This is a genomic window from Asticcacaulis solisilvae (assembly GCF_017875235.1).
Taxonomy (GTDB): Bacteria; Pseudomonadota; Alphaproteobacteria; order Caulobacterales; family Caulobacteraceae; genus Asticcacaulis; species Asticcacaulis solisilvae_A.
On record NZ_JAGGMI010000006.1, the window covers coordinates 1 to 25,488 of the forward strand.

Consider the following 25,488-nt stretch of genomic DNA (forward strand, 5'->3'; position numbering starts at 1 on the left):
GGCGTGCCGCCGATGTCCGGGAAGGCTGCATACCTTCCCGGACACCATCGCTTCAGTACAACTCAGCGACCTTGTCCAGATACAAGGGGGACCGCGCCCGAAGGGCGTGGTGGTGGGGTTTCTTACTTACCCTACAAACACTGATACAGCGCGTCGATCAGCTTCACAGCGCGCGGGTCGCCGATCAGGTAGGATGATTGGCGGTTCATGACATAGGCGGCCGACAGCTTGCGGTCGGGATCGGCCATGACGCACGACCCGCCCCATCCGGAATGGCCGAGCGCCCGGTCGTTCGGACCATAGATATGGATGCCGCGATTGCGCAGGAAACCCGCGCCCCAGCTCAGGCGGAAGGGCAGGACGCGGTCCTGGCCGTAGACGCGTTCCCGCGTCGCGCTGCCCAGCGTATTGACCGACAGGATGCGGTCGCCACCCATGGAACCACCGTTGGCGATGATACCCAAGAACCGCGCCAGGGCCAGGGCCGTGCCGTGGGTATTGGCCGACGGAATCTCCATGCGGCGCCAGTCGTCGGATCCACGCCCGCCGGGCGCCGAGCCCTTGTCGAGGAAGGCCGCTTGCTTGATCTTGTCGATCGCGCCCAAATCAGGCGGGGACGACGGCTTTTGCAGGGCGGCGATGCGCGGCGCCTCGCTGTCCGGCGTGCCGATCATCAGGTCGATGCCATACTTCATCGCAAAATCATCGCGCAGGGCAGTACCGAGCGAACGGCCGTCGACGCGCTTGTGCAGCTCATTGATCAGATAACCGCCGGTGACCGGATGATAGCCCGAGCCCTGGCCCGGCGACCACAGCGGCTCCTGCGCACACAAAGCATCGAGCGTCGCCTGGACGTCGAACCAGATCGACGGGTCCTTGGCCGGCACGAAGCCAGGCAGGCCGCCCTGGTGCGAGATCAACTGGCCGACCGTGATGCGCGACTTGCCCGCTTGGCCGAATTCCGGCCAGTAGTGGGCGACCGGCGTCTCATAATCGAGCTTTCCCTTTTCGACCAGGCGAGCCACCAGCGTCGCCATGACGGCCTTGCCGGTCGAGAAGACCGGCGTCAATGTCTTGTCGTCAAAGGGCTTTGAACCTTCGCGGTCCGCCGATCCGGCCCAGATGTCGAGGACGGTCTCACCACCGACCACCACTGAGAAGCGCGCGCCGCGCTCGGTCAAGCCGTTCGGACCATTGCTGAAATTCTCGGCGAACGCATCCTTGACGCGCGCAAACTTCTCCGGACAAACGCCGCCGATCTCAGCCATGATCCAACCTTTAGGGTAATGTTGCTTCCTCTTTATCGCGCGGGAAGAGTCTCTTCAATCGCCGTTTCGCGCATGCACATTCGGTTGTTGCAATCCTATCGCAATTCGCGCTATGTTACCGCTACCAATAATGCCACATGCCTTGCGAGGCCGTATCCAGCGCCTCACCGTTCCTCCGGCTGGAGCGGCCTCGCGGGCGACTACTGGCCGTCCATCGCATCGCGCAGCCATTGGGCATAGTCTTCTGACGCCCACACCATCGGCACGGCCATGATTTCTGGCACATCGTAGCCATGGTGCCGCTTCACTACTGCTTCCAGTGCCGGCAGCTTTACCTTCAGCGTCTTGATCGTCAGCATGATCTCATGGGAGGTTTCAACCTCGCCCTGCCAGCGATAGGTGCTCGTGATCGCATGGCTTTGCACGCAGGCTGCCAATCGCTGTTCGACCAGCAGGCGCGCCAGGTTATTCGCTTCATCTTCCGATCCGCAAGCGACGGAAACCGCGACCATGTCCGTATCTGTCATAGGTTTAATGTAAGCGTAATTGACTTTGATTTGCAAACCGGCTGACTGAAGGCCTTAAAGCCTCGCATTTCCTAATGCCGAACCGGCGGCCACTTCGGCGGGAAATGCTTAACATGGGAGAGACCACAATGACCCTGGTTCGGCGTACTGTTTTATCGGCAATGATCGGCATGAGTCTGATGGCCTGTGCACCCGCAATCGCTAAGGACAAGGCCTTGCAGGACGCGGTCGCCGGCGCCTGGCGCGCGCCCGAGAACAAGGCGCGCGACAGCCAGCGCCACCCTGTCGAGGCCCTGACCTTCTGGGGCCTGAAGCCCGGCATGACGATCATCGAGGTCAATCCCGGTGCGCGCGGCTGGTGGACGGAAATCCTGGCGCCCTACGCGAAGGCGACGGGCGGCACCTATGCGGCTGCCATGCCGAATACTCAGGATGCAAACTTCTGGAAGGAAGTCGCCGACAAGTCGATCTTCGGCGAGGTCAAGGCCTATACCCTGAAGGGCGATGACTTCGCCTCGCTGCCGGCCAGTTCGGCCGACATGGTCCTGGTGGCGCGAGCCTTCCACGGCTGGGCGCGCCAGGGCGACACGACCGACAACTTCATGGGCGCGTTCTATAAGGCGCTGAAGCCCGGCGGCATCCTGGCCGTCGAACAGCACCGCGCGCCGGAAGGCTCCGACCCCAAGGCGGGCAACGGGTATGTGCCGGAATCCTACGTCATCGAAGCGGCGAAAAAGGCCGGCTTCGTGCTGGACGGCAAGTCGGAAATCAACGCCAATCCCAAGGACACGCGCGATCATCCGTTCGGCGTCTGGACCCTGCGGCCAATCCGCCAGAGCAGCAATGACACCAAGACCCTGACCGAAGCAGAGCGCGCCAAGTTCGATGCCATCGGCGAGTCAGACCGCATGACGCTGCGCTTCAAGAAGCCGAACTGATTCCTTCTCCCTGGCCTCGCCGGCAGGCAATACGGGAAGAAGGTGGCCCGCAGGACCGGATGAGGGGCAAAAACTCTGTCCGCACAAACGACGTCTGTCATAGCCCCTCACCCAACCCTCTCCCCGGAAGCGGGGAGAGGGAATTACCCTTGACGACTTCTTCGCAAGAACATAACATGAACATGTTATGAAAAAGAGTATCAAGGAGCGGCTGGCGATCCTGTCCGACGCCGCCAAGTACGACGCCAGTTGCGCGTCTTCAGGGACCACCAAGCGCGATTCCAGCACGGGCGGCATCGGCTCGACCGAAGGCTCCGGCATCTGCCACGCCTACGCGCCCGATGGACGGTGCATATCGCTGCTCAAGATCCTGATGACCAATTTCTGCATCTACGACTGCGCTTATTGCATCAACCGATCGTCCAGCAATGTCGAACGTGCGCGTTTCACGCCTGAGGAGGTGGTGTGGCTGACGCTCGAATTTTACCGCCGTAACTATATCGAAGGCTTGTTCCTGTCATCGGGCATCATCCGCAATTCCGATTACACCATGGAGCAGATGGTCAGGATCGCCCGTGACCTGCGCGTGACGCATGTCTTCCGCGGCTATATCCACCTCAAGACCATCCCCGAAGCCTCCGCCGCCCTAATCGAAGAGGCCGGGCTCTATGCCGACCGCCTGTCGATCAATATCGAGCTGCCGACCGACGCCGGAGTCGAGGCCTTTGCGCCGCAGAAACACCCGGCCAATATCCGCCGTTCCATGGGCGAACTAAAAGACCAGATTGACGCCGCGTCGGAGCCGACCTTTCGCAAACGGCGCAAGGCCTTTGTTCCCGCCGGCCAGAGCACCCAGATGATCATAGGCGCTGACCAGGCCAGCGATGCGACCATCCTCGGTACCAGCGCCAATCTCTACGGCAGCTATGCCCTGCGCCGCGTCTACTATTCGGCGTTTAGCCCCATTCCCGATGCGTCAAAACATCTGCCGCTGATCAAGCCGCCCCTGATGCGCGAACATCGTCTCTACCAGGCGGATTGGCTCTATCGTTTCTATGGCTTCGGCATCGGTGAGATTACCGCCGCGCGGCCAGACGGCATGCTCGACCTGGCCATAGATCCGAAACTGTCGTGGGCCCTGGCCAATCGCGACCGCTTCCCGGTCGATATCAATAAGGCCGATCGCGAAATGCTGCTGCGCGTGCCGGGTTTCGGCGTCAAGACGGTCGACGCCATCCTGGCTGGCCGCGCCCACAAACGGCTAGGCCTTGATGACCTGAAACGGCTGAAGGTGTCGGTCAAGAAGGTCCAGCCCTTTGTCACCGCACACGCCTGGACACCGGTCAAGCTGATCGACCGCAGCGACTTGCGCGAGATGATGATGCCGAAGCCGCAGCAACTGGAACTGTTATGAGAGTGAACTTATGCGGCCGGGGTGACTTCACCGAGTGGCGCGATGCCGCCCGCTATTTACTACAACAAGGGTGCGCTCCCCGTGATGCGGAGTGGGGTTTAGATCGTGTCGAAGATTTATTTTCTTCGCCCTCCCCATTCATGGGGAGGGGGGACCGCGTAGCGGTGGGCGGGGCAAGCATAGTCACCGTACCCCCCGCCTTTATCGATCTGGCCGAGCAGCTTATCTGCCACAGTGACCCTGCTCGCTTTGCCCTCGCCTATCGCCTGCTATGGCGGCTGCAAACGGAAAAAGCTCTGCTGGAAATCCCGTCCGATCCCGACGTCTCTCGCGCCCGCATGATGGTCAAATCCGTCCATCGCGACGAACACAAGATGACAGCCTTTGTCCGCTTCAAGGAGGTGCCATCCAATACTCCGCGTCGCGCCTTTGTCGCCTGGTTCGAACCCGACCATCATATTGTCCACCGCACAGCACCTTTCTTCCAGAGGCGCTTCGGCGACATGGACTGGGCGATCGCTACACCCAAGGGCACGGCGTCGTGGGATGGCGAAAGCCTATGCACAGATGACGAACCTGCTGCCCGTCCGGACCTGAACGATGAGACGGACGAGTTGTGGCGGACCTATTTCGCCAATATCTTCAACCCGGCGCGCCTGAAGGTAAAATCGATGCAGGCCCATATGCCCAAGAAGTACTGGAAGAACCTGCCCGAAGCCGGGTTGATCCCCGACATGATCAGCGGCGCCGAAAGCCGCGTGCGCGAAATGGCCGACCGAATGGCCAGCGACACCCTGCCAAAATTTCATCAGCGCCTGCACGGCAAGTCGCTATCGTAATTTTACAGCGGATCGGGCGATGGATGGTCCAACGGGGGCTTTAGATTCCAGGAGCTTCATCATGGGCGTATTCAGCTCGATCAAGGACTTTCTTTTCGGCAAGAAGTTCATCACCGTCGGCAAGTCCGGCACGGCTCAGGCGGCACCCGCCACCGCCGCGCCTCGGCCCGCGACACCCGCCGCGCAGGCTCAGCCCACACCATCGGTCCAGGCCACCAACCCCGCGGCCGCGCAGGTCGGCCTTCAGGAACGCGTCGATATCGAAGCCATCCTCGACCAGGAAGCGCGCGAAGCCGGCCAGACACTTCACTGGCGTCAGTCCATCGTCGACCTGATGAAGCTGTGCGGCATCGATTCCAGCCTGCAGAACCGGAAGGAGCTGGCGCAGGAACTCGGCTACACCGGCGATATGAACGACTCGGCCTCGATGAATATATGGCTGCACAAGGCGGTTATGCGCGAGCTGGAAAAATCCGGCGGCCAGGTGCCGGCCAATCTCAAGGACTGAACCCAAAGGAGCGCAATATGGCGACCTTCTACGCCACTATCTTCGAGGCCATCGAGGACTTCGTCTTCAGCCATCGCGACGAGGCGCCGACGCTGGATCAGGAAACGCCACCGCCCGTCATCGAGCCGGCAGCGCTCGAGCCCGCCGGCACCATGGCGGCGCCCCTGGGCGCGCCGCCGCTGGTGCCGCTCATGGACCGTGTAGATGTCGAAGCCGTCCTCGACTACGCGAATGCGATGGAAGGCCGCGACCTGAACTGGCGGACGTCGATCGATGACCTGCTCAGCCTGTGCGGGGTAGAAACTTCATCGGAAAACCGCGAAGCCCTGGCGACCGAACTGGGCATGGCCAGCAACGCCAGCGATGCCACCCTGCTTCGGGCGACCATGCGTGAACTCGAAGACCGGGGTGGCGATATCCCGGCGGATTTCAAATAGAAATCCCTTCTCCCCGTTTACGGGGAGAAGGTGGCCCGAAGGGTCGGATGAGGGGCAGAAACACTTTCCGCGCACGCCACACTGGTAGTAGCCCCTCACCCTAACCCTCTCCCCGCAAGCAGGGAGAGGGGACTTTTTTAGTACCGATAGTGTTCCGGCTTGAATGGGCCTTCGACCGGCACGCCGATATAGTCGGCCTGTTCGGCGTTCAGCGTCGTCAGCTTGGCGCCGAGCTTTTCGAGGTGCAGCAGGGCGACCTTTTCGTCGAGGCGCTTGGGCAGGGTGTAGACCTTGTTCTCGTAGGACTTGCCGTTGGTCCACAGCTCGATCTGGGCCAGGGTCTGGTTGGTGAAGCTGGCCGACATGACGAAGCTGGGGTGACCCGTGGCATTGCCCAGGTTGACCAGGCGGCCTTCCGACAGGACGATGATCTTCTTGCCGTCGGCGAATTCGACGTGGTGGACCTGCGGCTTGATCTCGTCCCACTTGAGGTTACGCAAGGCTGCGATCTGGATTTCGGAATCGAAGTGGCCGATGTTGCAGACGATGGCGTTGTGCTTCATCTCGCGCATGTGTTCCAGGCGCAGCACGTCCTTGTTGCCTGTGGCGGTGACGAAGATATCGCCGTAAGCCGCGACTTCCTCGACCGTGCGGACTTCATAGCCTTCCATAGCGGCCTGAAGGGCGCAGATCGGATCGATTTCGGTGACGATGACGCGGGCGCCGCCGTTGCGAAGCGAGGCAGCAGAGCCCTTGCCGACGTCGCCGTAACCGAGGACGACCGCGACCTTGCCGGCCAGCATGACGTCGGTGGCGCGGCGGATGGCGTCGACCAGCGACTCACGGCAGCCATAAAGGTTGTCGAATTTCGACTTGGTCACGCTGTCGTTGACGTTGATCGCCGGGAAGGGCAGATCACCCTTCTGCGCCATGGCGTAGAGGCGGTGCACGCCGGTCGTCGTTTCTTCCGACACACCCTTGATGGCGTCGCGGATGGCCGAATAGAAGCCCGGCTTTTCCTTGAGGTAGCGCTTCATGACGGTATAGAGCGCTTCTTCTTCCTCATTGGTCGGGTTGTTGAGGATCGACGGGTCCTTTTCGGCCTTGGGGCCAAGCACGCACAGAAGCGTCGCGTCACCGCCGTCGTCGAGGATCAGGTTCGGATAGCCGCCGTCGTGCCATTCGAAGATCTTGTGGGCATAGTCCCAGTACTCTTCCAGGGTTTCGCCCTTGATGGCGAAAACCGGCGTGCCGCGTTCGGCGATGGCCGCAGCGGCGTGATCCTGGGTCGAGAAGATGTTGCACGACGCCCAGCGCACCTCGGCGCCCAAGGCTTGCAGCGTTTCGATCAGCACGCCCGTCTGGATGGTCATGTGCAGCGAACCGGCGATGCGCGCGCCCTTCAGCGGCTGGTCCTTGCCGAACTCGGCGCGGGTCGCCATCAGGCCCGGCATTTCGCCCTCGGCGATATCCAGCTCCTTGCGGCCCCAAGGCGCAAGGCTGAGGTCTTTCACAATGAAGTCTTGGTCTTTGGCAGGCATGGGTTCGGTTCCGCGCAATTGGATTTGCGCCGTTATAGCCGCTGGTCGTTACCAATGCAATAAAGATATAAAGATATCTTTATATGATTACACTTCGTCTTTGCCTGACAGCAGGATGCACAGCAGGGTGATCGAGGCCGCCGCCAGCAGGTAGTAGCCAACGTGCGAGGCGCCGTAATTGCTGTAGAGCCAGGTCGCCGCATATGGCGCCAGCGAGGCGCCAAAAATGCCGGCGAAGTTGAAGGTCAGGCTTGAGCCGGTATAGCGCACCTCGGTCGGAAACGGCGCCGCCAGCGCCGTCCCGATCAGGCCGTAGGTCAGCCCCATCAGCGCCATGGCCAGGGCTGAAAAGACGAAGATGGCGCTATCCGAACCGCCCAGCAGGACCGGCAGGCTGAAAGAAAACAGGCCGATCAAAACCGTTGTTGCGATCAGCACTTCGCGCCGGCCGAACTTTTCGGCCAGCTTGGCGGAAATCGGGATGAACAGGCCAAACGCCACCGAACCCAGGATCTGGATTTCCAGCGCTTCCAGGAAGGGAATATGGCGGGTCTTGACGTTGAACGACAGGAGCCAGGCGCTGCCGATGTAGAAGAGCACGAAGGTCACCAGGCCGACAAAGCTGCCGAGCAGCAGGCTGCGCTTATGCTTGGCGAAGATGCGCGTCAGCGGCACCTTGACGCGCTCTTCCTTCTCCTTGGCAGCCTGGAATTCCGGGGTTTCGGTGATCGAGAACCGCACCCACAGGCCAACCAGGATCAGAACGATCGAGGCAATGAAGGGTACACGCCAGCCCCAGCTCAGAAAATCTTCCTGCGAGATGTTCTGCAGCAGGACCCAGAAGGCGCCCGATGACAGGAGCAGGCCTATCGGCGCGCCCAGTTGCGGGAACATGCCGTACCACGACCGCTTGCCCGGAGGCGCATTTTCGGTCGCCAGCAGGACCGCCCCGCCCCACTCACCGCCAAGCCCCAGCCCCTGGCCAAAGCGGCACAGCGCCAGCAGCGCAGGCGCCGCGACACCGATCTGGGCGTAGGACGGCAGAAGACCGATGACAACGGTCGAAATCCCCATGGTCAGGAGCGCGGCGACCAGCGTGGCTTTCCGCCCGATGACGTCGCCAAAATGACCGAACACCATGGCGCCGATCGGCCGGGCAAAAAAGGCGATCGAGAAGGTCGCGAACGACTGAAGCAGCGCCGAGGTCGGATCGCTGGCCGGGAAGAAGAGCGTCGGGAAGACCAGCACGGCCGCCGTGGCATAGACGTAAAAATCGAAGAATTCGATCGTCGTGCCGATCAGGCTGGCCAGCAGCACCTTGAACGGCGAATTGAGCGGCTTGGTAGTGGCGGCGGTCATGCGAAGTTTCGATCCCCTGATTATTTCATGCGCATTAGAACACTCCGCGCCATTTGACCATAGCCACCAATCCCGGCTAAGGCTCAGGCAACGAAGCGGAGTTGCAAAAAATGGCCGATACATCCCAGACCTTTGCCACGATCCGGCACGACTGGACCAAGGCCGAGATCGCCGCCCTGTTCGATCTGCCATTCATGGAGCTGGTCTTCCGCGCCGCCACCGTGCACCGTCAGTCCTTCGATCCCAGCGAAGTGCAATTGTCGCAGCTGCTGTCGGTCAAGACCGGCGGCTGCGCCGAAAACTGCGGCTACTGTTCGCAGTCGGCGCACTTCGATACGGGCCTGAAAGCCTCCAGGCTGATGCCGGTCGATCAGGTCCTGGCCGCCGCCCAGGCCGCCAAGAACGGTGGCGCGCAGCGCTTCTGCATGGGCGCGGCGTGGCGCGAGCTTAAGGACCGCGACCTGCCGGCGCTGGCCGGGATGATCAGCGGCGTCAAGGCCATGGGACTGGAAACTTGCGCGACGCTGGGCATGCTGCGCCCGGATCAGGCAACGGCTTTGAAGGACGCCGGGCTCGACTATTACAACCATAACCTCGACACTTCGCCGGAATACTACGAAAAGGTCGTCACCACGCGGACCTATGCCGAGCGGCTTGATACGCTCCAGGCGGTGGCGGACGCCGGCATGAAGACCTGCTGCGGCGGCATTGTCGGCATGGGCGAGGCGCGCGAGGACCGGGTGTCGTTCCTGCACCAGCTGGCGATCCTGCCGAACCATCCCGACAGCTTGCCGATCAACAACCTGGTCGCGGTCGCCGGCACGCCGCTGGGCGAGCAGGCGGCGCGCGAGGGCGGCATTTCCGGCATCGAATTCGTCCGCACGGTCGCCGTGGCGCGCATCGTCTGCCCGAAGGCCATGGTCCGCTTAAGCGCCGGCCGCAACGAAATGAGCGAAGAGCTTCAGGCCCTGTGCTTTATGTCGGGCGCCAATTCGATCTTCGTCGGCAATCAGCTGCTGACCACGCCCAACCCCGAACGCGGCAGCGACGCCCACCTGTTCCAGGCGCTGGATCTGCGGCCGATGTCATGACACGCAGCATAGACGACCGCGTAGCAAAGCACATTGCTTCGAACCAAAGTCTGAAGCTAAGTTGCGGGCTTTGAAAGCGGCTCTGAAGAAGCGCGACATGTCCTGGCGTATCCGCGACTTCGACAAAGCGGCATGTCTACCCGAAATGCGCCAAACATCGCTCTGATCAAAAATTCATACGGCGCCGATAGCGGCAATGGCCAAGCTGTGCTAGGTATCGCCATGAACAAACCCACAAAATTGAACGATACCCAACCGGCCGCGCCATTGACCGCCGCCGAAGCTGTCGACCAGCTCAAGCAAATCTATGACCGTTCGGTCGCCGCACTGCAGGAAGACCTGCAGGCCTATCTGACCCACCGCGTCAAACCCGCCCGTGCCATGCGCGATGCCGGCCGTTACTGCTATCCGAAACTGACCGTGGTCTGGAAAGGCGTGCACGACGCCGAAGATGACATCATCGCCGCCGCCCATCGCCACCCCCAGGTCAACCGCGCCTTCGCCCGCTTTTCGCGGCCCGGCAGCTATATGTCGTCGGTCACGCGGCCGGACCTGTTCGGCGCCTATATCGAGGAACAGCTGGGCCTGATGATCGCCGACTACGGCGCCGAAGTCACCGTCGGCCTGTCGGACCAGGAAATCCCCTACCCGTACGTGCTCGATGGCGCGGGCCTGGATCTCAACGCCGTGTCGGCCTTCGACCTGGCGCGGCACTTCCCGGCGACCGAACTGGCGCTGATCGGCAATGAGGTCGCCGACGGCCTGGAGGTCATGGACGACGACGGCAACCGGCCACTGGCCCTGTTCGACGGCCTGCGCACCGACTTCTCGCTGGCGCGCCTCAGGCACTATACGGGCACGCCAGCCGAGCACACCCAGAGCTACATCCTGATGACGAACTATAATCGCTACGTCGATGTCTTCGTCACCTACGCGCTGGAACAGCTGAAGAAGCCCGACAGCCCCTATACGGCCTTGTCGTGCTGCGGCAACTTCCTGGTCACCAAGGACACGCCGAACCCGGAAGAGCTGATCGCCAACTCGACCTGGCGTAAGCACCAGATGCCGGCCTACCACCTGCTCGGTAAGGACCGTCAGGGCATCACCCTGGTCAATATCGGCGTCGGCCCGTCCAACGCCAAGAACATCACCGACCACCTGGCGGTCATGCGTCCGCACGCCTGGCTGATGATCGGCCACTGCGGGGGCCTGCGCCCGTCACAAAGCATCGGCGACTATGTGCTGGCCCACGCCTACCTGCGCGACGATCATGTGCTCGACGACGTGCTGCCGCGCGAAATCCCCATCCCCGCCATCGCCGAAGTCCAGCAGGCCCTGCACCAGGCCGCCGTACGCATCACCGGCGAAGATGGCGACGGACTGAAGAAGCGCCTGCGCACCGGCACGGTCGTCACCACCGACGACCGCAACTGGGAACTGCGCTACTCCGCAAGCAGCTTGCGCTTTTCGTTATCGCGCGCCGTCGCCATCGACATGGAAAGCGCCACGCTGGCTGCCCAGGGCTATCGCTTCCGCGTGCCTTACGGCACGCTTTTGTGCGTTTCGGACAAACCTTTGCACGGTGAACTGAAGCTGCCGGGCCAGGCCAACCTGTTCTATGAGCGCGCTATTCGCGAGCATATCGACATCGGCATCGAGACCGTAGGAATCCTGCGCGACTTCGGCGCCCGGCTGCATTCGCGCAAACTCAGGGCCTTCGAGGAACCGCCTTTCCGGTAATAGTCATAAAAAAAGGAGCGGTTTGCGCTTGGCAAGCCGCTCCGATAGGATCAATGGACCTCCATCCATAGGTTTCGCGGCGACATTTTCACGCTCGGCTGATAGTGAAAACCGTGCCTAATTCCTGATCCCATTTTGCGCCCGCAAGCGTTTGCAATCGAATCAAGTTGCTGTGAATGTTGCCCTTTTCGGCTCACATACCGTTTATCAGTACGTGTTCCATAGTTACGGACCTGGCCGGTCCACGCCTGGCGTCCTGGTACGAGCACACCGGGGCGGCAGCACTTTTTTCCGACGGCGGCCCGCAGGGACGCTACAGCTACCTGATGGCGGAACCGGTTGCTGAAGCCGTTCTCGCCTACGATGACACCACCGACGCCGCGGACATGCTGCGCGCCGCCACGGCCTTTGTGCGGCCGGAAGATCCCCCGCCCGGCCTGCCGCCGTTCACGGGCGGGCTGCTGGGTCTGGCGGCCTTCGAACTGGGACCACGACTGGAGCGCATGCCGCGGCGGCCGTTCCGTATCGAAGGGCGCGGCGCGTGGCCCGAACTGGTCTTAAGGCTTTATCCCGGGGTCATCAGTTTTGATCATGCGACGGGTCTGTGCCTGGCGATCGGCCGGGGACGCACCCAGGCCGAAGCCCAGGCCGCGCGTGACCGCCTGATCACACTCTATGACGAAACCTCTTCCAGACCGGTGCAGCGAGCACCACTGACCGACGCCCCCCTGCGTCTTGAAACGCCGGACGGCGTACACGAAGACAAGGTCGCCGCCCTTGTCCGGCAAATCCACGCCGGCGACCTGTTCCAGGCCAATCTGGCGCGCGGCTGGAGCGGACGGTTGCGTGACGAGGTCTCACCGGGCGATGTCGCGGCGGCCCTGCATGCCCATGGGGCCGCACCATTTGGCGCCTTCGTGAAGATGGGCGAACGTGCCATCGTGTCGAACAGTCCGGAGCGCTTCATTCGCCTCGATGCCGATGGACGGCTGGAGACGCGGCCAATCAAGGGAACGCGTCCGCGCGGACAAACCACCGCCGAGGATATAGCCCTTGCCGCCGACCTCCAGGCCAGCGCCAAAGACCGCGCCGAAAACCTGATGATCGTCGACCTGATGCGCCACGACCTGTCCAAGGTCTCCGAAACCGGCAGCGTCGCCGTGCCGGCACTGAACGCGCTTGAGACCTACGCCAATGTCCACCACCTGGTCTCGACCGTCACGACCCGGCTGGCGCGGGGAAGGACGGCGGCCGACGTCCTGGCGGCGACCCTGCCGGCGGGCTCGATCTCAGGCGCGCCCAAGGTCCAGGCCATGAAGGTCATTCACGAGATGGAAGCAGCGCGCGGGCCCTATTGCGGCGCGCTGTTCACGGTCGATGCCGGTGGGGCCATGGATTCCAGCGTGTTGATACGCACCCTCGCCTTCGAACGCGATGAAGCCGGGCGGTGGCACGTCCGGGCCGCAGCCGGCGGCGGCATCGTCGCGGACAGCGATCCGAAAGCCGAGCGCATCGAGACCGAAACCAAGCTGTCTCTTATCCGGCGGGTGCTGGAAGGCTCTTGATCACGACGCCTTGCGGACAATGGCCGTGCCATTGCGCGGATGGTGGTAGAAGGTGTCCTTGAAGGTGGTCTCGCCCGGCAGGAACTTGCCGATCGGCGAGGTATAGTCGTATTCGACTTCCGTCAGCACCAGGCTTTCTCCCGCGGCGATCTGGTCCGTCGTAATGGTCGTGATGACCTTGCCGTCGACATATTCCGCGATATTATGCCCGTCACTCCAGACGACACGGGCCACCTTGTCCGTTCCCATGGTCACGCAGGACAAGCGCACCTTGAGATCGCTGCCGGCGGTAAAAGGCTGGAGCATGCTGGTGCCGATCGCCCACAGGTCTGTGATATTGGCGTCGGTCAGGGCTTCCGACTGCGCGGCCAGGTCGCCGACGGTGGCGGCCAGGTGCGACGTGCGCCGCCCCGCCATCATGCCGAGGGTGAGCTCGGCCAGGGCCAGATAGGTCATGATCAGGATGGGCGCGATCAGGGCGAATTCGACGGCGGACACACCGCGGCGATCCTTCATGAAGCCGCGAAGGCGGACACAATCGGCGAGACGGTTGAGAATACCCATTAGAACGGCTCGTTTCTGAAGACGACCTTGGTTGTGATCACCGCATTCTTGTTGCTGAGCGTCGTCATGCCCGCCTGCAGGAAGGGCGTGAACATCGGCCACTCGTAATAGGCGCGCACCATCTGGATCTTGCTGCCCTTGCCGATGACATAGGCGAAATTGGCCGAATCGAACTGGCCATTCTTGATCAGGTCGGTCTTCGGCACCTGGGCGAAGCTGTCATAGGTCTGGACGTCGACCTGAAGACTGCCGGCGCAAGATCCCGACAGCCATGACATGTTGGCGCAGATCTTCTGGCGGAAACTGGCGGCGGTCGAGTTCGACTGGGTCAGGATGCCGGTGCGGATCTGGCGCGCGGCCAGGTCGGTGGCGTTGTCCAGGGTGACGGACAAAAGCACGATCAAAGCCAGCTCAAGGCAGCAGAAGATCATGAAGATAAGCGGGAAGGCGATCAGGGCGAATTCAACCGCCGCGGAGCCACGCCGGTCGAACGATCCCTTACGAAGCTCTGCAATCCACCGCAGCGTACGTGTTTTCGCCGGCATGTCCGGACCTGATCCCCTGTTGTATAGGCAGGATCAACTTACAGCACCGGGGTCAATAGTCCGTTAAACCGTCGTCAAGTTTTTTTAAGGCGCCGTGACGGGCGCCGCCACGGCGGCCCCGGCTGAGGAGGTATTGCCGTCATTCATGTCTTCGGCGATGCAGACATTGGTGCACACCATCAGGCTGGGCTTCAGCCCCTTATAGACGGTAATGGCGCCCTGGCGCACGGCAGTGACGGACACCTCGCCGTCGAACAAGGCGCGGCCGTCGCGCCCCGTGATCGTCACCGAGCTGTTGCCGAAACCCTTGCCGAGGATATAAACCGTACGCGAGTCGACGACGTTGACGTCAGCGATCTCGGGATTGCCGACAATGACCGACGATGCCGGCGCATTCAGCGCCACACGCACCGTATGATTTTTCTCGACCACAAGCCGCTGACCGGCGTTGGCCGCCGAAGCCGTGAAACCCGCCACCGCCATCAGCGCGGTCATCAGGATATGTCTTCCATTCCGGATCATGACAGAACTCGTTTTTCATTGCCGACAGGCGCGCACGGCGCTGTTTCCGCTCCATACTGACCGCACAGGCGTGAGGAGCGCGTTAGGAAACACGGTAAACAGCAAATCTTTAAAATTGCTAAATGCAATATTAATGAAAAAATTTCCTATTTATTTCAATTGTCACCAATATTAACTGCCATTAACCTTAATTCAAATTAACAGTAAATACGAATTTACCAAAGAATATTTTTGCGGAAATCTGATTATTTACTTCACTTTAATCATGGTTGTTTAGAGTGGTCTCGTGTTCGGGAGCAAATGAGCCGTCAAGCCGGTCCAACCCGATGCAAAATACGGCTCACTTGCCAACCCAATTGTAATAGTCTTTCTCAGGAGACCACCATGACCAAGTTCTTCAACAAGTTCGCTCAGGACGAATCGGGCGCCACGGCCATTGAATACGGCCTGATCGCCGCCCTGATCGCCGTCGCCATCATCTCGATCGTGACCACCCTGGGCGGCAGCCTGAAGACGACCTTCACCAAGGTCAACGCTGGCGTCGTCGCCGGCAACGCCGCCACCTAAGACCTAAGGTCTGAAGACGACAGCGTGCGTCCCTTTGGGGCGCACGCTTTTTCTCCTTGTAGGATTGACGAGAACTTGATGCTGACGCAATTTTTCAAAGATGAACGAGGCGCGACAGCAATCGAATACGGCTTGATCTGCGGCCTTATCTTCCTGGCCATAGTCACGACGGTTCTGAGTTACGGCGACAATCTGCACAAGTTGTATATCAAGATCGGTAACGCCGCCGGCGGCGCGATGGCCGGAAGTTAAAACGAGAATATCCCAGTAAAGTCCTGAGCTGCGTTTCACATCTCTCTCGGAGTTTTTGATGATCAAGTTCCTCAATACTTTTTCGCAAGACGAATCGGGCGCCACGGCCATTGAATACGGCCTGATCGCGGCCCTGATCGCCGTCGCCATCATCGCGATCGTGACCACCCTGGGCGGCAGCCTGAAGACGACCTTCACCAAGGTCGAAGCCGGCGTCGCCGCCGGTAACGCCGCGACCTAAAAAGCGCGCAAGCCAGACAACAGGCCGCGGAGAGACACTCTTCGCGGCCTTTTTGTTTGCCCCCCGCCGCCTCGCGTAAGCTCTTCCTTAATCGTAATCGGCTAGGGTTTGTGAACCTTATGTTTTTTGTCTTGCCGAGATTTCCGCCGTGCTGATCCCTCTGCTCTTCGCCCTCGCCTATCCCGCCTGCCTGTGCTGGGCCGCCAAGAGCGACATCCAGTCGATGACGATTCCCAACAGGCTGAATATCGGCCTGGCGCTTGCCTTTATCCCGGTCGCCCTGCTGGTCGGCCTGAGCTGGGAAGGCTTTGCCATTCACGTCGGGCTGGGCCTGGCAGGCCTGGTCCTGGGCATGGTCCTGTTCGCCTTCCGGCTGATGGGCGGCGGTGACGCCAAGCTGATCGCGGCGGCAGGCCTGTGGCTGGGCCTGGACGGCTTTGTCGCCCTGCTGATCTATACCGCCCTGGCCGGTGGCGTCCTGACGCTGGGACTGATCAGCGCACGCAAGCTGTACGGTCACTATGCCGGCGTCCTGCCCGCCAATCTCAGCCGCCATCTCGATGAGAAGGGCGACATCCCCTATGGCGTCGCCATCTGCGCCGGCGGCCTGTTCGCCATCCCGCACAGCGACCTGCTGCCCCTGTTGCTGAATCTCGCCTAAACCTGCACAAAATATCGAAAAAGGCGGCGAATTTACGAAAAAACAGGCCGCTTCGATTTCCTTAGGCGAACATTAACTAACCTTAAGCCAACATCTCCCCTGAAAATTCACAAACGCCCTCCCGGCCGGCTTGTCCGTCCGGTTCGAGGGCAAGCGCAATTGGGGAATCCTGTGCAATGAAGACGTCACGATACGTCGTACTGGGCATCGCCGCCGTTGCCGGTATCCTGCTCTTCTTTCTTGTTCGCGGCATGATCGGCGGCAAGGCAACGACCGAAGCCACGGCGACGCCCGCACCGGCACCGGCGCCGGTCGCCTCGGCGCACGTCCTGGTCGCCAGCCGCAACATCAAGGCCGGCGAGCACATTGCCGAGGCGGACCTGCGCTGGCAGGACTGGCCCGCCAACATGGTCACCCCGGCCTACATTACCGATCAGCCCATCGCGCCCACGCCTGAACCCGCCGCCAATACCGCGCCGGCCAATGGCAGCGAGGACGCCGCCGCCAAGGCGCAGCAGACCGGCAACGACATTGCCGCCGCCGCCAAGCGGACCCTGGGTCCCAATGCCCGCACCGCCCTTGTGGGCGCCGTGGCGCGCGAGGATATCCTGGCCAATGAGCCGATCATCGAAGCCAAGATCGTGCGCGCCGACCAGGGCGGCTTCATGGCCGTCATGCTGGCGCCCGGCATGCGCGCCGTCGCCGTCCCTGTCAGCGTCGACAACACGGCCGGCGGCTTCATCCTGCCCGGCGACCGCGTCGATATCCTGGTGACCCACCAGACGCCGCGCGCCGGCGGCAGCGGCACCGTCGACAGCGTCCAGCCGGTGCTGCGCAATATCCGCGTCCTCGCCATCGACCAGCAGGTCAATACCGAAGACAAGCAGAACCTGATCGGCGCCACGGCCACCCTGGAAGTGTCACCGGTCGACGGCCAGGCCCTGGTGCTGGCCAAGGCGTCCGGCACCCTGTCGCTGATGCTTCGCTCCTATGCCGATGCGGCCGGTCCTTCCGGCATCGTCACCGCCATTCCGACCGGCGGTGATGGCAGTGTCCGTGTCTTCCGTAACGGTCAGTCCTCAGATGTGCTGGTGACGCGATGAACCCAACGAAAAAACTCCTGGCCTCCGCCCTGGTCCTTGCCGCCGTTCTGGCGGCCTCGGCCGTGCCGGTTATCGCCCAGGCGGCCCCCAATTCGGCGAGCGTCAAGGTCCTGCAAAGCGCCGCGGTCAAGTCGCAGGTCCTGAACCTGCCCAAGGGCCGCTCGGCCGTCATCGACCTGCCGGCCGACGCCGCCGACGTCTTCGTGTCCAATCCGGCCGTCGCCGACGCCGTCCTGCGCACACCCCGCCGCATCTTCGTGCTGGGCGTCGACGCTGGCCAGAGCGACGCCATCTTCTTCGACGCCTCGGGCCGCCAGATCCTGAACCTGCAGATCCGCGTCGATGCCTCGACCGATCACCTGGCCGATGCCGTCGCCCGCCTGTTCCCGGAGAGCAAGGTCGAGGTGCAGAGCCTGGCCGGCAAGGTCGTGCTCAGCGGCATCGCGCGCAACAATGGCGAAGCCGACCAGATCTTCCGCCTGGCGCAAGGCTTCGCCGACAAGCCCGAAAACGTCGTCAACCTGATCAGCATCGCCGGCAAGGACCAGGTAACGCTGAAGGTCCGCATCATCGAGATCAACCGCAACACGATCAAGCAGCTGGGCTTCGACCACCTGCTCAGTTCGACGAATTCGAACGGCGCCACCTTCGGCGTCGTCACCTCGACTACCTACGGCGTCAACAACAAGCTCCTGGGCGGCGGCTCCCTCGGGTACCAGGACACGCGTCCGCTGGGCTTGTCGATCGAATCCAATATCAATGCCTTCGAACGCGTCGGCCTGGTGCGCACCCTGGCCGAGCCAAACCTGACCTCGGTATCGGGCGAAGCGGCCAAGTTCCTGGTCGGCGGTGAGTTCCCCGTTCCGGTCGCCCAGGACAACCAGGGCCGCGTCACGGTCGATTTCAAGCCGTTCGGCGTCGGCCTGGGCTTTACGCCGGTCGTGCTGTCGTCGGGCCGCATTTCGCTCAAGATCTCGACCGAGGTCTCGGAACTGTCGAACCTCGGCGCCCTGCAGCTGAACTCGACCCTGACCCTGCCGGGCCTGTCGGTGCGCCGCGCCGAGGACACGGTCGAAATGCAGTCGGGCTCATCGATGATGATCGCGGGCCTGCTGCAGCAAAAGTACAAGCAGTCGGTGGACGCCCTGCCGGGCCTGGTCTCCCTTCCCATCCTGGGCACGCTGTTCCGGTCGCGCGACTTCCTGAACGAGGAAACCGAACTGGTCATCGTCGTCACGCCGTACATCGTCCAACCCGGCGCGCCGGGCGATTACCAGACGCCCGCCGACAACTTCCAGGTCGCTCACGACCTGCAGGCCGTCTTCATGGGCCGGGTCAACAAGGTCATCAAGGCCCGCAACGGTCAGGTGGCTTCGGAGTCCGATGCCGCCCCCGCCTACTCCGCCCCCGTCGGCTACGTGATCGAATAGGATGAGCCGCCTCATGAGCCAGTCTTCCGTCCGCATTCTTGCCCTGATGGCGCCACTGATGGTCTTAAGCGCCTGCGCCACGACAGGACAGCCCGAAACCGCCTCGGCGCCGCCGGCCCTGCCGACCGATCAGTATCCGCTGATGGCCGAACGCCAGGTGCGCAGCGTCTCCTTCCGCATCAATCCAAACGGCCTGTCCGAAAACCAGCGCCGCGCCCTCGACCAGGTGGCCGACGATGCCAGCTGGACGCGCGGCGATGCCGTCGATGTCGACATCGTCACCGCGGGTGACCTGGGCGCCGTGGCGGCCGGGCGCAGGATCGGCGATTACCTCAGCGCACACGACGTTCCGGTCGAAACCCTGAGCCAGAGCAGCAAGCCGGACCAGCCGGCGGACATCGTCACCGTCAACCTGACCTTTTCCCGTTCGGTCATCTATGCCTGCAACCAGACCTGGGAAAACCTGACGGCGACCCGGTCGAACGAGACCTATGCCAATTTCGGCTGCGCCGTGAATTCCAACCTCGCCGCACAGATCGCCGATCCGCGCGACATCGGCCGCGCGGCGCGGGCGACGTCGTCCGACGCCCTGCGCAAGTCGGAGATCCTCGGCAAGTACCGCAAGGGCGAAATCACTTCGACCACCAAGGACGACCAGGCCAAGGGCACGGTTTCCGACGCCGTCCAGTAACCCGAATAAGTGCGTGACAAGAGTAGCGTAACAATGCGTGCAGTTCCCCAGATCGCCCCAGAAAGCGATGCCATAACGAGCGATGACATGCCCAATCCGGCCAAGCTGAACGATCCCTTTGACAGCATCGACGACATCGATGACGAGTTCGTCACCGATTACAAGGCGCCCGATTTTAAGGACGAGACCTTCAGCACGCCCGAAATCGATCCGGCGCTGGACACGCCATATGACAACGGCCCCATGACGCGCGATCCTTTCGACGATGACCTGGACACGACACCGCATACGGCGCGCCAGGCCTTTGCGGGCGTCACCCCCCCGCCGCAGGGACCCGGCTATGCCCTCGGCGGCGAGGACGACATCGGCGCTATCTCGATCCCGCGCATCGCCATTCACTTCTTCCCCGACTCGGAAGACAGCGTGCAGGCCTGCGATACGGCCTCGCTCGACCGCCGCATGACGCGCGCCCAGTGCGTGGTCAAGCGCGGCGGCATCATGGAAGCCATAGACACCTACCGCAACGAACCAACGCCGTCGCTGCTGTTCGTCGAAAGCGCGGCGCGCGGCCGCGACATGCTGGACCAACTGGCGCAGCTGGCCGAGGTCTGCGACGCCAATACCAAGGTCGTCGTCGTCGGCCAGACCAATGACATTTCGCTTTATCGTGAACTGATGCGCCAGGGCGTGTCGGAATACATGGTCGCCCCGGTGACGCCGCTTCAGCTCATCAAGACCGTGGCGTCGCTGTTCAACGACCCGGAAACGCCGTTCGTCGGCCGTGCCATCGCCTTTGTCGGCGCGCGCGGCGGCGCGGGCTCTTCGTCGATCGCTCATAACTTCGCCTATAACCTGGCCGAAGCCATGCAGGCCAACACGGTCATCGTCGATTACGACCTGCCGTTCGGCACGGCGGGCCTCGACTTCAACCAAGACCCGCTGCAAGGCGTGGCCGATGCGCTCAATGAGCCTGACCGCCTCGACTCCGTCCTGCTCGACCGCATGCTGATCAAGTGTTCGGAGCGCCTGTCGCTGTTCTCGGCGCCGGCGACGCTGGACCAGGACTTCACCGCCGAGCCCGAGGCCTATGACGAGGTCACGCGCAAGGTGCGGTCTGCCGCGCCCTTCATCGTCATGGACCTGCCGCACGTCTGGACGCCGTGGCTGAAGCAGAACCTGATCGCCGCCGACGATGTCGTCATCGTTGCCACGCCGGACCTGGCCTCCCTGCGCAACGCCAAGAACATCATCGACCTGCTCAAGGCGTCGCGTCCGAACGACCAGGCGCCGCGTCTTGTCCTGAACCAGATGGAAGTGCCCGGCCGCCCGGAAATTCCCGTCAAGGACTTCACCGCCGCCCTGGGTCTTGAGCCCTGCTGCCTCATCCCCTTCGACGCCAAGCTGTTCGGCCAGGCGTCGAATAACGGCCAGATGATCGCCGAGGTCGGCGCGGGTTCGAAGGTCGGCGAGGCCCTCACCCAGCTCACCGCGCTCATCACCGGCCGCACGCCGGAGGTCAAGCCGAAGAAGTCCTTCCTGCAATCCCTGTTCAAGAAGTAAGGGCATAACCTCCGTGTTTGGCAAACGACCGACCGATCAGGACAAGAGGCCAGCCGCGCCCGCACCGGCGGCAGCCAACCCGGCATCGTCGGCCGTCGCGGCCGCGCGCGAAGCCGTCGCGTCACCGGCGGCCAAGCCCCAGGCCCTGAGCAATGCCGCCCCGCCGCCGGCTGCCGCCGGCAGCGATACCGCCACCCGGCCACAGGCGCTGGATGCCAAGACGCGTCCGGAAACGACGGCGCCCCTGCCCGAACTGAACCAGGAAAAGCGTGTCGGAGGCGGCGCGCCCGCTGCGGCCAAGGCCAAGCTGGCCGCCGGCCTCGAGCAGATGCACAAGGCGCAGGCGGTCACCGAAATCGTCCGCGAGCAGTCCGACTACTACCACGCGACGAAGACGGCCATCTTCAACGCCCTGCTGAACACGATCGACCTGAGCCAGTTGGCCTCGCTCGACCACAAGGCGGCATCCGAGGAAATCCGCGACATCGTCGCCGAACTGGTGGCGATCAAGAATGTGTCCATGTCGGTGTCCGAACAGGACAATCTGGTCCAGGACATCATCAACGATGTCCTGGGCTATGGCCCGCTTGAACCATTATTGGCGCGCGACGATATCGCCGACATCATGGTCAATGGCGCCCACCGCGTCTTCATCGAAGTCTCGGGCAAGGTCCAGCTGACCAATGTCCGTTTCCGCGACAACCAGCAGCTGATGAACATCTGTCAGCGCATCGTCAGCCAGGTCGGTCGCCGCGTCGACGAAAGCTCGCCCATCTGCGACGCCCGCTTGCCGGACGGGTCGCGCGTTAACGTTATCGCGCCACCGCTGGCGCTCGATGGCCCGACGCTCACCATCCGGAAGTTCAAAAAAGACAAGCTGACCATGCGCAACCTGGTGGAGTTCGGCTCCATCAGCCCGGAAGGGGCGCGCGTGCTGGGCGTCATCGGCGCGTCGCGCTGTAACGTCCTGATCTCCGGCGGTACCGGCTCGGGCAAGACGACCCTGCTCAACACCATGACGGCCTTCATCGATCCGACCGAACGCGTCGTGACATGCGAAGACGCCGCCGAACTGCAGCTGCAGCAGCCGCACGTCGTCCGTCTGGAAACCCGCCCGCCCAACCTGGAAGGCCAGGGCGCCATTACCATGCGCGACCTCGTCAAGAACTGTCTGCGTATGCGTCCCGAACGCATCATCGTCGGCGAAGTCCGGGGCCCTGAAGCCTTCGACCTGCTTCAGGCCATGAACACCGGCCACGACGGTTCGATGGGCACGCTGCACGCCAACAGCCCGCGCGAGGCCGTCTCGCGCCTCGAATCGATGATCACCATGGGCGGTTACGGCCTGCCGTCGAAGACCATCCGCGAAATGATCGTCGGCTCCATCGACCTGATCATCCAGGCCGCCCGCCTGCGCGACGGTTCGCGCCGCATCACCCACGTCACCGAGGTGCTGGGCCTGGAAGGCGACGTTATCATCACGCAGGACCTGTTCCTTTACGAAATCGAGGGTGAAAACAAGGAAGGCAAGATCATCGGCCGCCACCGTTCGACCGGCATCGGCCGCCCGCGCTTCTGGGACCGCGCCAAGTATTACGGCCTCGAGCGCGAACTGGCGGAGGCGCTCGATGCTTCCGAATAGGCGTATGTGTAAAAGTGAGTGCACCCCATGTTAATGACGGCGGCGATTGCCCTTTTGGGCTTTATCATCCTGGCCAGCCTCGGGTTTGTGTTCACCAGCGGCCCGTCGTCGTCTCCGGCCCTGACCAAGCGCACCGCCGCCATTGGCACGCGCCAGGCGACGCGCGCCAAGCGCCAGAAGGGGGCCGCCAAGACCCCCGAAGAGCGCCGCAAACAGATTACCGAGCAGCTCAAGGAAGCGGAAAAGCAGGAGCGCAAGAAGCGCCTGACCTTACGCGCCCGCATGCTCTATGCCGGCCTGACGCCGAACATCACCCAATTCCTGATCTACAGCGCCGTCCTGGGCGCCGTGGCCTTCATCGTGCCTGTCCTGCTGCTCAAGATGCAGATCCTGTTCAAGCTACTGATCGGCGCAGGCGCAGCCTTCGCCTTCGGCTATGGTGTGCCGCGCTGGGTATTGAGCTTCATCGCCGCCGGGCGCCTCAAGAAGTTCACCGAGGAGTTCCCGAACGCCATGGACATTATCGTCCGCGGCATCAAGTCGGGCCTGCCCGTCAATGACGGCCTGAAGATCGTCGCCAAGGAAAGCTCGGCGCCGCTGGGTCCGGAATTCCAGCGCCTGGTGGAAAATGTCGGCGTCGGCATGTCACTGGAAGGCGCGCTGGAAAAGATGAGCGAAACCATCCAGTCGCCCGAACTGCGCTTCTTCACCATCGTCATCTCCATCCAGGCCAAGACCGGCGGTAACCTAGCCGAAGCGCTCGGCAACCTGTCGGCCGTGCTGCGCGCCCGAAAGATGATGCGCGAAAAGATCAAGGCCCTGTCGTCGGAAGCCATCGCCTCGGCCGGCATCATCGGCTCGCTGCCGCCCGCCGTCGGCACCATGATTACCGTCACCCGGCCCGAATACCTGGCGCCGATGTTCACCGATCCGCGCGGCCAGCTGATGCTGCTGGGCGGCGTGGTGTGGATGACGCTGGGCATCCTGTCGATGCGCAAGATGATCAACTTCAAAATGTAGGCGATCATCATGAGCAGTCTTACGGAAATCGCACAGTTCATCATGAGCCCGTCGACCCTGATCGCCGGGGCCGTATCGGTGCTGGCCGCCATATCGGTCATGACGCTTATGAAGGGCATGGTGGTCGACGAGCAGCTTGAAAAGCGCATGAAGGCCGTCGGCCAGCGCCGCGAAGAGCTGCGCCGCATGTCACGCCAGAATGTGTCCTCGGGCGGCAGTTCGCTGCGCCACCAGGACACCAGCCCCTACAAGGCCCTGGTCGAAAAGCTGAACCTGAAGACCCTGCTGGAAGACCCCAAGGTCGCCGAAAAGCTGGCGACGGCCGGTTTCCGCGGTCCCAAGCCGATTTCCACCTTCTATTTCTTCCGCTTCGCCTCGCCCTTTATCCTGGGCGCCCTGGCCGTGCTGTACCTGTTCGTGCTGAACATCGTGAAGCTGGAAATGAACATGAAGCTGCTGATATCCGTCGGCGCCTTCGTGGCCGGTTATTATGCACCGAACATCTACATCTCGAATAAGGCGCAGAAGCGGCGCGAGTCGATTGTGTCGGCGTTTCCGGACGCCCTCGACCTGCTGCTGATCTGCGTCGAGGCCGGTATGTCCATCGAAATGGCGCTGCAAAAGGTCAGCGCCGAGCTCGGTCCGTCCTCGATCGAGCTGGCCGAAGAGCTGTCGCTGCTGGTGGCGGAACTGAGCTACCTGCCTGAACGCCGCCAGGCCTATGAAGGACTGGCCAAGCGCACCAATCACCCCGGCATCAAGGCCGTCTGTACCGCCATGATCCAGGCGGAAAAGTACGGGACGCCGCTTGGCACCGCCTTGCGCGTCATGGCCAAGGAAAACCGCGAACTGCGCCTGTCCGCCGCCGAAAAGAAGGCCGCCGCCCTGCCGGCGCAGCTGACCGTGCCGATGATCATCTTCTTCCTGCCGGTGCTGTTCCTCGTCATTCTGGGTCCGGTCTTCATCCGCATCAGCGACACGCAGAAGGCCCAGCCCGACGCCCCCGTCATTTCGGAAAAGCCGGCAGCCGAAAAGCAGTAGCGTCAGGCTTGCCGCCGGGCCGTCGCCAGCAGCATGCCGATCGCCAGTCCCAGGCCCAGGGCCAGCAGGCTCGATTGCAGGGGGTGTTCACGGATTCTCTGCGTCGCCGTGCGGTTGAAGCGGCCGAGATCGTCACCGGCATGTTCCGTCAACTGACGAATGCGCGCCTCGGCCTGACGCGCGCGTTCCGCCACCAGGTCGGTCGCATGATTGACCTCATGCTTGATCATTTCCGAGATGGACTGAACGTCGTCGGCGCTGAATGTCTTGAGCTTACTGGCGGCCGCGCGGGCCCGGGGAGACAGCGACATGATACCCTCTCCTGTTTGTCACAGTTTATCACGGATATCCAAATTAGTCGCGCGATGATCGGGATACGGTGAGATTATGGCGTCGCAAAAATAAGAAAGGCGTGGGCCCCT

27 protein-coding genes are annotated in these 25,488 nt (G+C 62.4%); 19 read left to right on the forward strand and 8 right to left on the reverse strand.

What is annotated here, in order from left to right; translation table 11 throughout:
* Nucleotides 1-131: 131 nt before the first annotated feature.
* Together J2X24_RS11340 and cutA are read right to left on the reverse strand one after the other, a co-directional pair.
* Complete coding sequence (locus tag J2X24_RS11340) at nucleotides 132-1,268, reverse strand: serine hydrolase domain-containing protein (protein WP_209721280.1); 1,137 nt, start codon at nucleotides 1,266-1,268, stop codon at nucleotides 132-134.
* A 200-nt stretch (nucleotides 1,269-1,468) separates the two neighbouring features.
* Nucleotides 1,469-1,780: a divalent-cation tolerance protein CutA gene (cutA, locus tag J2X24_RS11345; protein ID WP_245344638.1), complete on the reverse strand. Its 312-nt coding sequence runs from the start codon at nucleotides 1,778-1,780 to the stop codon at nucleotides 1,469-1,471.
* A gap of 143 nt (nucleotides 1,781-1,923) precedes the next feature.
* On the opposite strand from cutA, the gene J2X24_RS11350 reads away from it, so the two are divergent.
* The 5 genes from J2X24_RS11350 to J2X24_RS11370 all read left to right on the forward strand — a co-directional run bounded on the left by J2X24_RS11350 (nucleotide 1,924) and on the right by J2X24_RS11370 (nucleotide 5,931).
* Nucleotides 1,924-2,733 (forward strand): class I SAM-dependent methyltransferase, encoded by an 810-nt coding sequence (locus J2X24_RS11350; protein ID WP_209721285.1) that lies wholly within the window; start codon nucleotides 1,924-1,926, stop codon nucleotides 2,731-2,733.
* Nucleotides 2,734-2,920: 187 nt separating this feature from the next.
* Nucleotides 2,921-4,147 carry a putative DNA modification/repair radical SAM protein gene (locus J2X24_RS11355; RefSeq protein WP_209721288.1) on the forward strand — a complete coding sequence of 409 codons (1,227 nt, stop codon included), beginning with the start codon at nucleotides 2,921-2,923 and terminating at the stop codon, nucleotides 4,145-4,147.
* Nucleotides 4,144-4,986 (forward strand): TIGR03915 family putative DNA repair protein, encoded by an 843-nt coding sequence (locus tag J2X24_RS11360; RefSeq protein WP_209721291.1) that lies wholly within the window; start codon nucleotides 4,144-4,146, stop codon nucleotides 4,984-4,986. The genes J2X24_RS11355 and J2X24_RS11360 overlap by 4 nt, the downstream gene beginning before the upstream one ends.
* Before the next feature lie 61 nt (nucleotides 4,987-5,047).
* Entirely contained in the window at nucleotides 5,048-5,494 is a 447-nt protein-coding gene (locus tag J2X24_RS11365) for a DUF3597 domain-containing protein (protein WP_209721294.1), read from the forward strand.
* A gap of 17 nt (nucleotides 5,495-5,511) precedes the next feature.
* On the forward strand, nucleotides 5,512-5,931 hold the full coding sequence (locus J2X24_RS11370) for a DUF3597 family protein (RefSeq protein ID WP_209721297.1): 420 nt from the start codon (nucleotides 5,512-5,514) through the stop codon (nucleotides 5,929-5,931).
* Between the two features lie 137 nt (nucleotides 5,932-6,068).
* Here the strand turns inward: J2X24_RS11370 and ahcY are convergent, their stop codons facing one another.
* Nucleotides 6,069-7,472 carry an adenosylhomocysteinase gene (gene ahcY / locus J2X24_RS11375; RefSeq protein WP_209721298.1) on the reverse strand — a complete coding sequence of 468 codons (1,404 nt, stop codon included), beginning with the start codon at nucleotides 7,470-7,472 and terminating at the stop codon, nucleotides 6,069-6,071.
* 87 nt (nucleotides 7,473-7,559) lie between these two features.
* Nucleotides 7,560-8,831 (reverse strand): MFS transporter, encoded by a 1,272-nt coding sequence (locus J2X24_RS11380; protein ID WP_209721301.1) that lies wholly within the window; start codon nucleotides 8,829-8,831, stop codon nucleotides 7,560-7,562.
* 110 nt (nucleotides 8,832-8,941) lie between these two features.
* Here J2X24_RS11380 and bioB point away from each other — a divergent pair, with 110 nt between their 5' ends.
* From bioB to J2X24_RS11395, 3 genes are all read left to right on the forward strand, one after another.
* A complete protein-coding gene (bioB, locus tag J2X24_RS11385; RefSeq protein ID WP_209721304.1) occupies nucleotides 8,942-9,922 on the forward strand; it encodes a biotin synthase BioB in 981 nt (326 codons plus the stop codon).
* A gap of 222 nt (nucleotides 9,923-10,144) precedes the next feature.
* The gene (locus tag J2X24_RS11390) at nucleotides 10,145-11,662 is read left to right on the forward strand and encodes an AMP nucleosidase (protein ID WP_209721307.1); all 1,518 of its coding nucleotides are present in this window, start codon (nucleotides 10,145-10,147) and stop codon (nucleotides 11,660-11,662) included.
* 176 nt (nucleotides 11,663-11,838) lie between these two features.
* Nucleotides 11,839-13,227 carry an anthranilate synthase component I family protein gene (locus tag J2X24_RS11395; RefSeq protein WP_209721310.1) on the forward strand — a complete coding sequence of 463 codons (1,389 nt, stop codon included), beginning with the start codon at nucleotides 11,839-11,841 and terminating at the stop codon, nucleotides 13,225-13,227.
* Here the strand turns inward: J2X24_RS11395 and J2X24_RS11400 are convergent, their stop codons facing one another.
* The 3 genes from J2X24_RS11400 to J2X24_RS11410 form a co-directional block, all read right to left on the reverse strand.
* Nucleotides 13,228-13,791, reverse strand: coding sequence for a TadE/TadG family type IV pilus assembly protein (locus J2X24_RS11400; protein WP_209721313.1), 564 nt, complete (start codon nucleotides 13,789-13,791; stop codon nucleotides 13,228-13,230).
* On the reverse strand, nucleotides 13,791-14,336 hold the full coding sequence (locus J2X24_RS11405) for a TadE/TadG family type IV pilus assembly protein (RefSeq protein ID WP_209721317.1): 546 nt from the start codon (nucleotides 14,334-14,336) through the stop codon (nucleotides 13,791-13,793). The genes J2X24_RS11400 and J2X24_RS11405 overlap by 1 nt, the downstream gene beginning before the upstream one ends.
* A gap of 84 nt (nucleotides 14,337-14,420) precedes the next feature.
* On the reverse strand, nucleotides 14,421-14,858 hold the full coding sequence (locus tag J2X24_RS11410; RefSeq protein WP_245344639.1) for a pilus assembly protein N-terminal domain-containing protein: 438 nt from the start codon (nucleotides 14,856-14,858) through the stop codon (nucleotides 14,421-14,423).
* A gap of 384 nt (nucleotides 14,859-15,242) precedes the next feature.
* On the opposite strand from J2X24_RS11410, the gene J2X24_RS11415 reads away from it, so the two are divergent.
* The 11 genes from J2X24_RS11415 (at nucleotide 15,243) to J2X24_RS11465 (ending at nucleotide 25,066) form a co-directional block, all read left to right on the forward strand.
* Complete coding sequence (locus J2X24_RS11415; protein ID WP_209721319.1) at nucleotides 15,243-15,425, forward strand: Flp family type IVb pilin; 183 nt, start codon at nucleotides 15,243-15,245, stop codon at nucleotides 15,423-15,425.
* 78 nt (nucleotides 15,426-15,503) lie between these two features.
* The gene (locus tag J2X24_RS11420; RefSeq protein WP_209721322.1) at nucleotides 15,504-15,677 is read left to right on the forward strand and encodes a Flp family type IVb pilin; all 174 of its coding nucleotides are present in this window, start codon (nucleotides 15,504-15,506) and stop codon (nucleotides 15,675-15,677) included.
* 58 nt (nucleotides 15,678-15,735) lie between these two features.
* Nucleotides 15,736-15,918 (forward strand): Flp family type IVb pilin, encoded by a 183-nt coding sequence (locus tag J2X24_RS11425; RefSeq protein WP_209721324.1) that lies wholly within the window; start codon nucleotides 15,736-15,738, stop codon nucleotides 15,916-15,918.
* A 148-nt stretch (nucleotides 15,919-16,066) separates the two neighbouring features.
* A complete protein-coding gene (locus J2X24_RS11430; protein WP_209721327.1) occupies nucleotides 16,067-16,579 on the forward strand; it encodes an A24 family peptidase in 513 nt (170 codons plus the stop codon).
* A gap of 176 nt (nucleotides 16,580-16,755) precedes the next feature.
* Nucleotides 16,756-17,682, forward strand: a complete 927-nt coding sequence (gene cpaB, locus J2X24_RS11435) for a Flp pilus assembly protein CpaB (protein WP_209721330.1) — start codon at nucleotides 16,756-16,758, stop codon at nucleotides 17,680-17,682.
* Nucleotides 17,679-19,112, forward strand: coding sequence for a type II and III secretion system protein family protein (locus J2X24_RS11440; RefSeq protein WP_209721335.1), 1,434 nt, complete (start codon nucleotides 17,679-17,681; stop codon nucleotides 19,110-19,112). The genes cpaB and J2X24_RS11440 overlap by 4 nt, the downstream gene beginning before the upstream one ends.
* 13 nt (nucleotides 19,113-19,125) lie before the next feature.
* A complete protein-coding gene (locus J2X24_RS11445) occupies nucleotides 19,126-19,803 on the forward strand; it encodes a CpaD family pilus assembly protein (RefSeq protein WP_245344640.1) in 678 nt (225 codons plus the stop codon).
* An 87-nt stretch (nucleotides 19,804-19,890) separates the two neighbouring features.
* A complete protein-coding gene (locus J2X24_RS11450) occupies nucleotides 19,891-21,363 on the forward strand; it encodes a CpaE/TadZ family protein (RefSeq protein ID WP_209721990.1) in 1,473 nt (490 codons plus the stop codon).
* Between the two features lie 145 nt (nucleotides 21,364-21,508).
* A complete protein-coding gene (locus J2X24_RS11455; protein WP_209721992.1) occupies nucleotides 21,509-23,005 on the forward strand; it encodes a TadA family conjugal transfer-associated ATPase in 1,497 nt (498 codons plus the stop codon).
* A 27-nt stretch (nucleotides 23,006-23,032) separates the two neighbouring features.
* The gene (locus tag J2X24_RS11460; RefSeq protein ID WP_209721341.1) at nucleotides 23,033-24,025 is read left to right on the forward strand and encodes a type II secretion system F family protein; all 993 of its coding nucleotides are present in this window, start codon (nucleotides 23,033-23,035) and stop codon (nucleotides 24,023-24,025) included.
* A gap of 9 nt (nucleotides 24,026-24,034) precedes the next feature.
* The gene (locus J2X24_RS11465; RefSeq protein ID WP_209721343.1) at nucleotides 24,035-25,066 is read left to right on the forward strand and encodes a type II secretion system F family protein; all 1,032 of its coding nucleotides are present in this window, start codon (nucleotides 24,035-24,037) and stop codon (nucleotides 25,064-25,066) included.
* Between the two features lie 2 nt (nucleotides 25,067-25,068).
* Here the strand turns inward: J2X24_RS11465 and J2X24_RS11470 are convergent, their stop codons facing one another.
* Nucleotides 25,069-25,377: a hypothetical protein gene (locus J2X24_RS11470; protein ID WP_209721346.1), complete on the reverse strand. Its 309-nt coding sequence runs from the start codon at nucleotides 25,375-25,377 to the stop codon at nucleotides 25,069-25,071.
* Nucleotides 25,378-25,488 lie beyond the last annotated feature (111 nt).

Bases quoted from the DNA above. Each gene is read 5' to 3' on its own strand.
- J2X24_RS11340 (WP_209721280.1), bottom strand. From the start codon at position 1,268: ATGGCTGAGATCGGCGGCGTTTGTCCGGAGAAGTTTGCGCGCGTCAAG.
- cutA (WP_245344638.1), bottom strand. From the start codon at position 1,780: ATGGTCGCGGTTTCCGTCGCTTGCGGATCGGAAGATGAAGCGAATAAC.
- J2X24_RS11350 (WP_209721285.1), top strand. From the start codon at position 1,924: ATGACCCTGGTTCGGCGTACTGTTTTATCGGCAATGATCGGCATGAGT.
- J2X24_RS11355 (WP_209721288.1), top strand. From the start codon at position 2,921: ATGAAAAAGAGTATCAAGGAGCGGCTGGCGATCCTGTCCGACGCCGCC.
- J2X24_RS11360 (WP_209721291.1), top strand. From the start codon at position 4,144: ATGAGAGTGAACTTATGCGGCCGGGGTGACTTCACCGAGTGGCGCGAT.
- J2X24_RS11365 (WP_209721294.1), top strand. From the start codon at position 5,048: ATGGGCGTATTCAGCTCGATCAAGGACTTTCTTTTCGGCAAGAAGTTC.
- J2X24_RS11370 (WP_209721297.1), top strand. From the start codon at position 5,512: ATGGCGACCTTCTACGCCACTATCTTCGAGGCCATCGAGGACTTCGTC.
- ahcY (WP_209721298.1), bottom strand. From the start codon at position 7,472: ATGCCTGCCAAAGACCAAGACTTCATTGTGAAAGACCTCAGCCTTGCG.
- J2X24_RS11380 (WP_209721301.1), bottom strand. From the start codon at position 8,831: ATGACCGCCGCCACTACCAAGCCGCTCAATTCGCCGTTCAAGGTGCTG.
- bioB (WP_209721304.1), top strand. From the start codon at position 8,942: ATGGCCGATACATCCCAGACCTTTGCCACGATCCGGCACGACTGGACC.
- J2X24_RS11390 (WP_209721307.1), top strand. From the start codon at position 10,145: ATGAACAAACCCACAAAATTGAACGATACCCAACCGGCCGCGCCATTG.
- J2X24_RS11395 (WP_209721310.1), top strand. From the start codon at position 11,839: ATGTTGCCCTTTTCGGCTCACATACCGTTTATCAGTACGTGTTCCATA.
- J2X24_RS11400 (WP_209721313.1), bottom strand. From the start codon at position 13,791: ATGGGTATTCTCAACCGTCTCGCCGATTGTGTCCGCCTTCGCGGCTTC.
- J2X24_RS11405 (WP_209721317.1), bottom strand. From the start codon at position 14,336: ATGCCGGCGAAAACACGTACGCTGCGGTGGATTGCAGAGCTTCGTAAG.
- J2X24_RS11410 (WP_245344639.1), bottom strand. From the start codon at position 14,858: ATGATCCGGAATGGAAGACATATCCTGATGACCGCGCTGATGGCGGTG.
- J2X24_RS11415 (WP_209721319.1), top strand. From the start codon at position 15,243: ATGACCAAGTTCTTCAACAAGTTCGCTCAGGACGAATCGGGCGCCACG.
- J2X24_RS11420 (WP_209721322.1), top strand. From the start codon at position 15,504: ATGCTGACGCAATTTTTCAAAGATGAACGAGGCGCGACAGCAATCGAA.
- J2X24_RS11425 (WP_209721324.1), top strand. From the start codon at position 15,736: ATGATCAAGTTCCTCAATACTTTTTCGCAAGACGAATCGGGCGCCACG.
- cpaB (WP_209721330.1), top strand. From the start codon at position 16,756: ATGAAGACGTCACGATACGTCGTACTGGGCATCGCCGCCGTTGCCGGT.
- J2X24_RS11440 (WP_209721335.1), top strand. From the start codon at position 17,679: ATGAACCCAACGAAAAAACTCCTGGCCTCCGCCCTGGTCCTTGCCGCC.
- J2X24_RS11445 (WP_245344640.1), top strand. From the start codon at position 19,126: ATGAGCCAGTCTTCCGTCCGCATTCTTGCCCTGATGGCGCCACTGATG.
- J2X24_RS11450 (WP_209721990.1), top strand. From the start codon at position 19,891: ATGCCCAATCCGGCCAAGCTGAACGATCCCTTTGACAGCATCGACGAC.
- J2X24_RS11460 (WP_209721341.1), top strand. From the start codon at position 23,033: ATGTTAATGACGGCGGCGATTGCCCTTTTGGGCTTTATCATCCTGGCC.
- J2X24_RS11465 (WP_209721343.1), top strand. From the start codon at position 24,035: ATGAGCAGTCTTACGGAAATCGCACAGTTCATCATGAGCCCGTCGACC.
- J2X24_RS11470 (WP_209721346.1), bottom strand. From the start codon at position 25,377: ATGTCGCTGTCTCCCCGGGCCCGCGCGGCCGCCAGTAAGCTCAAGACA.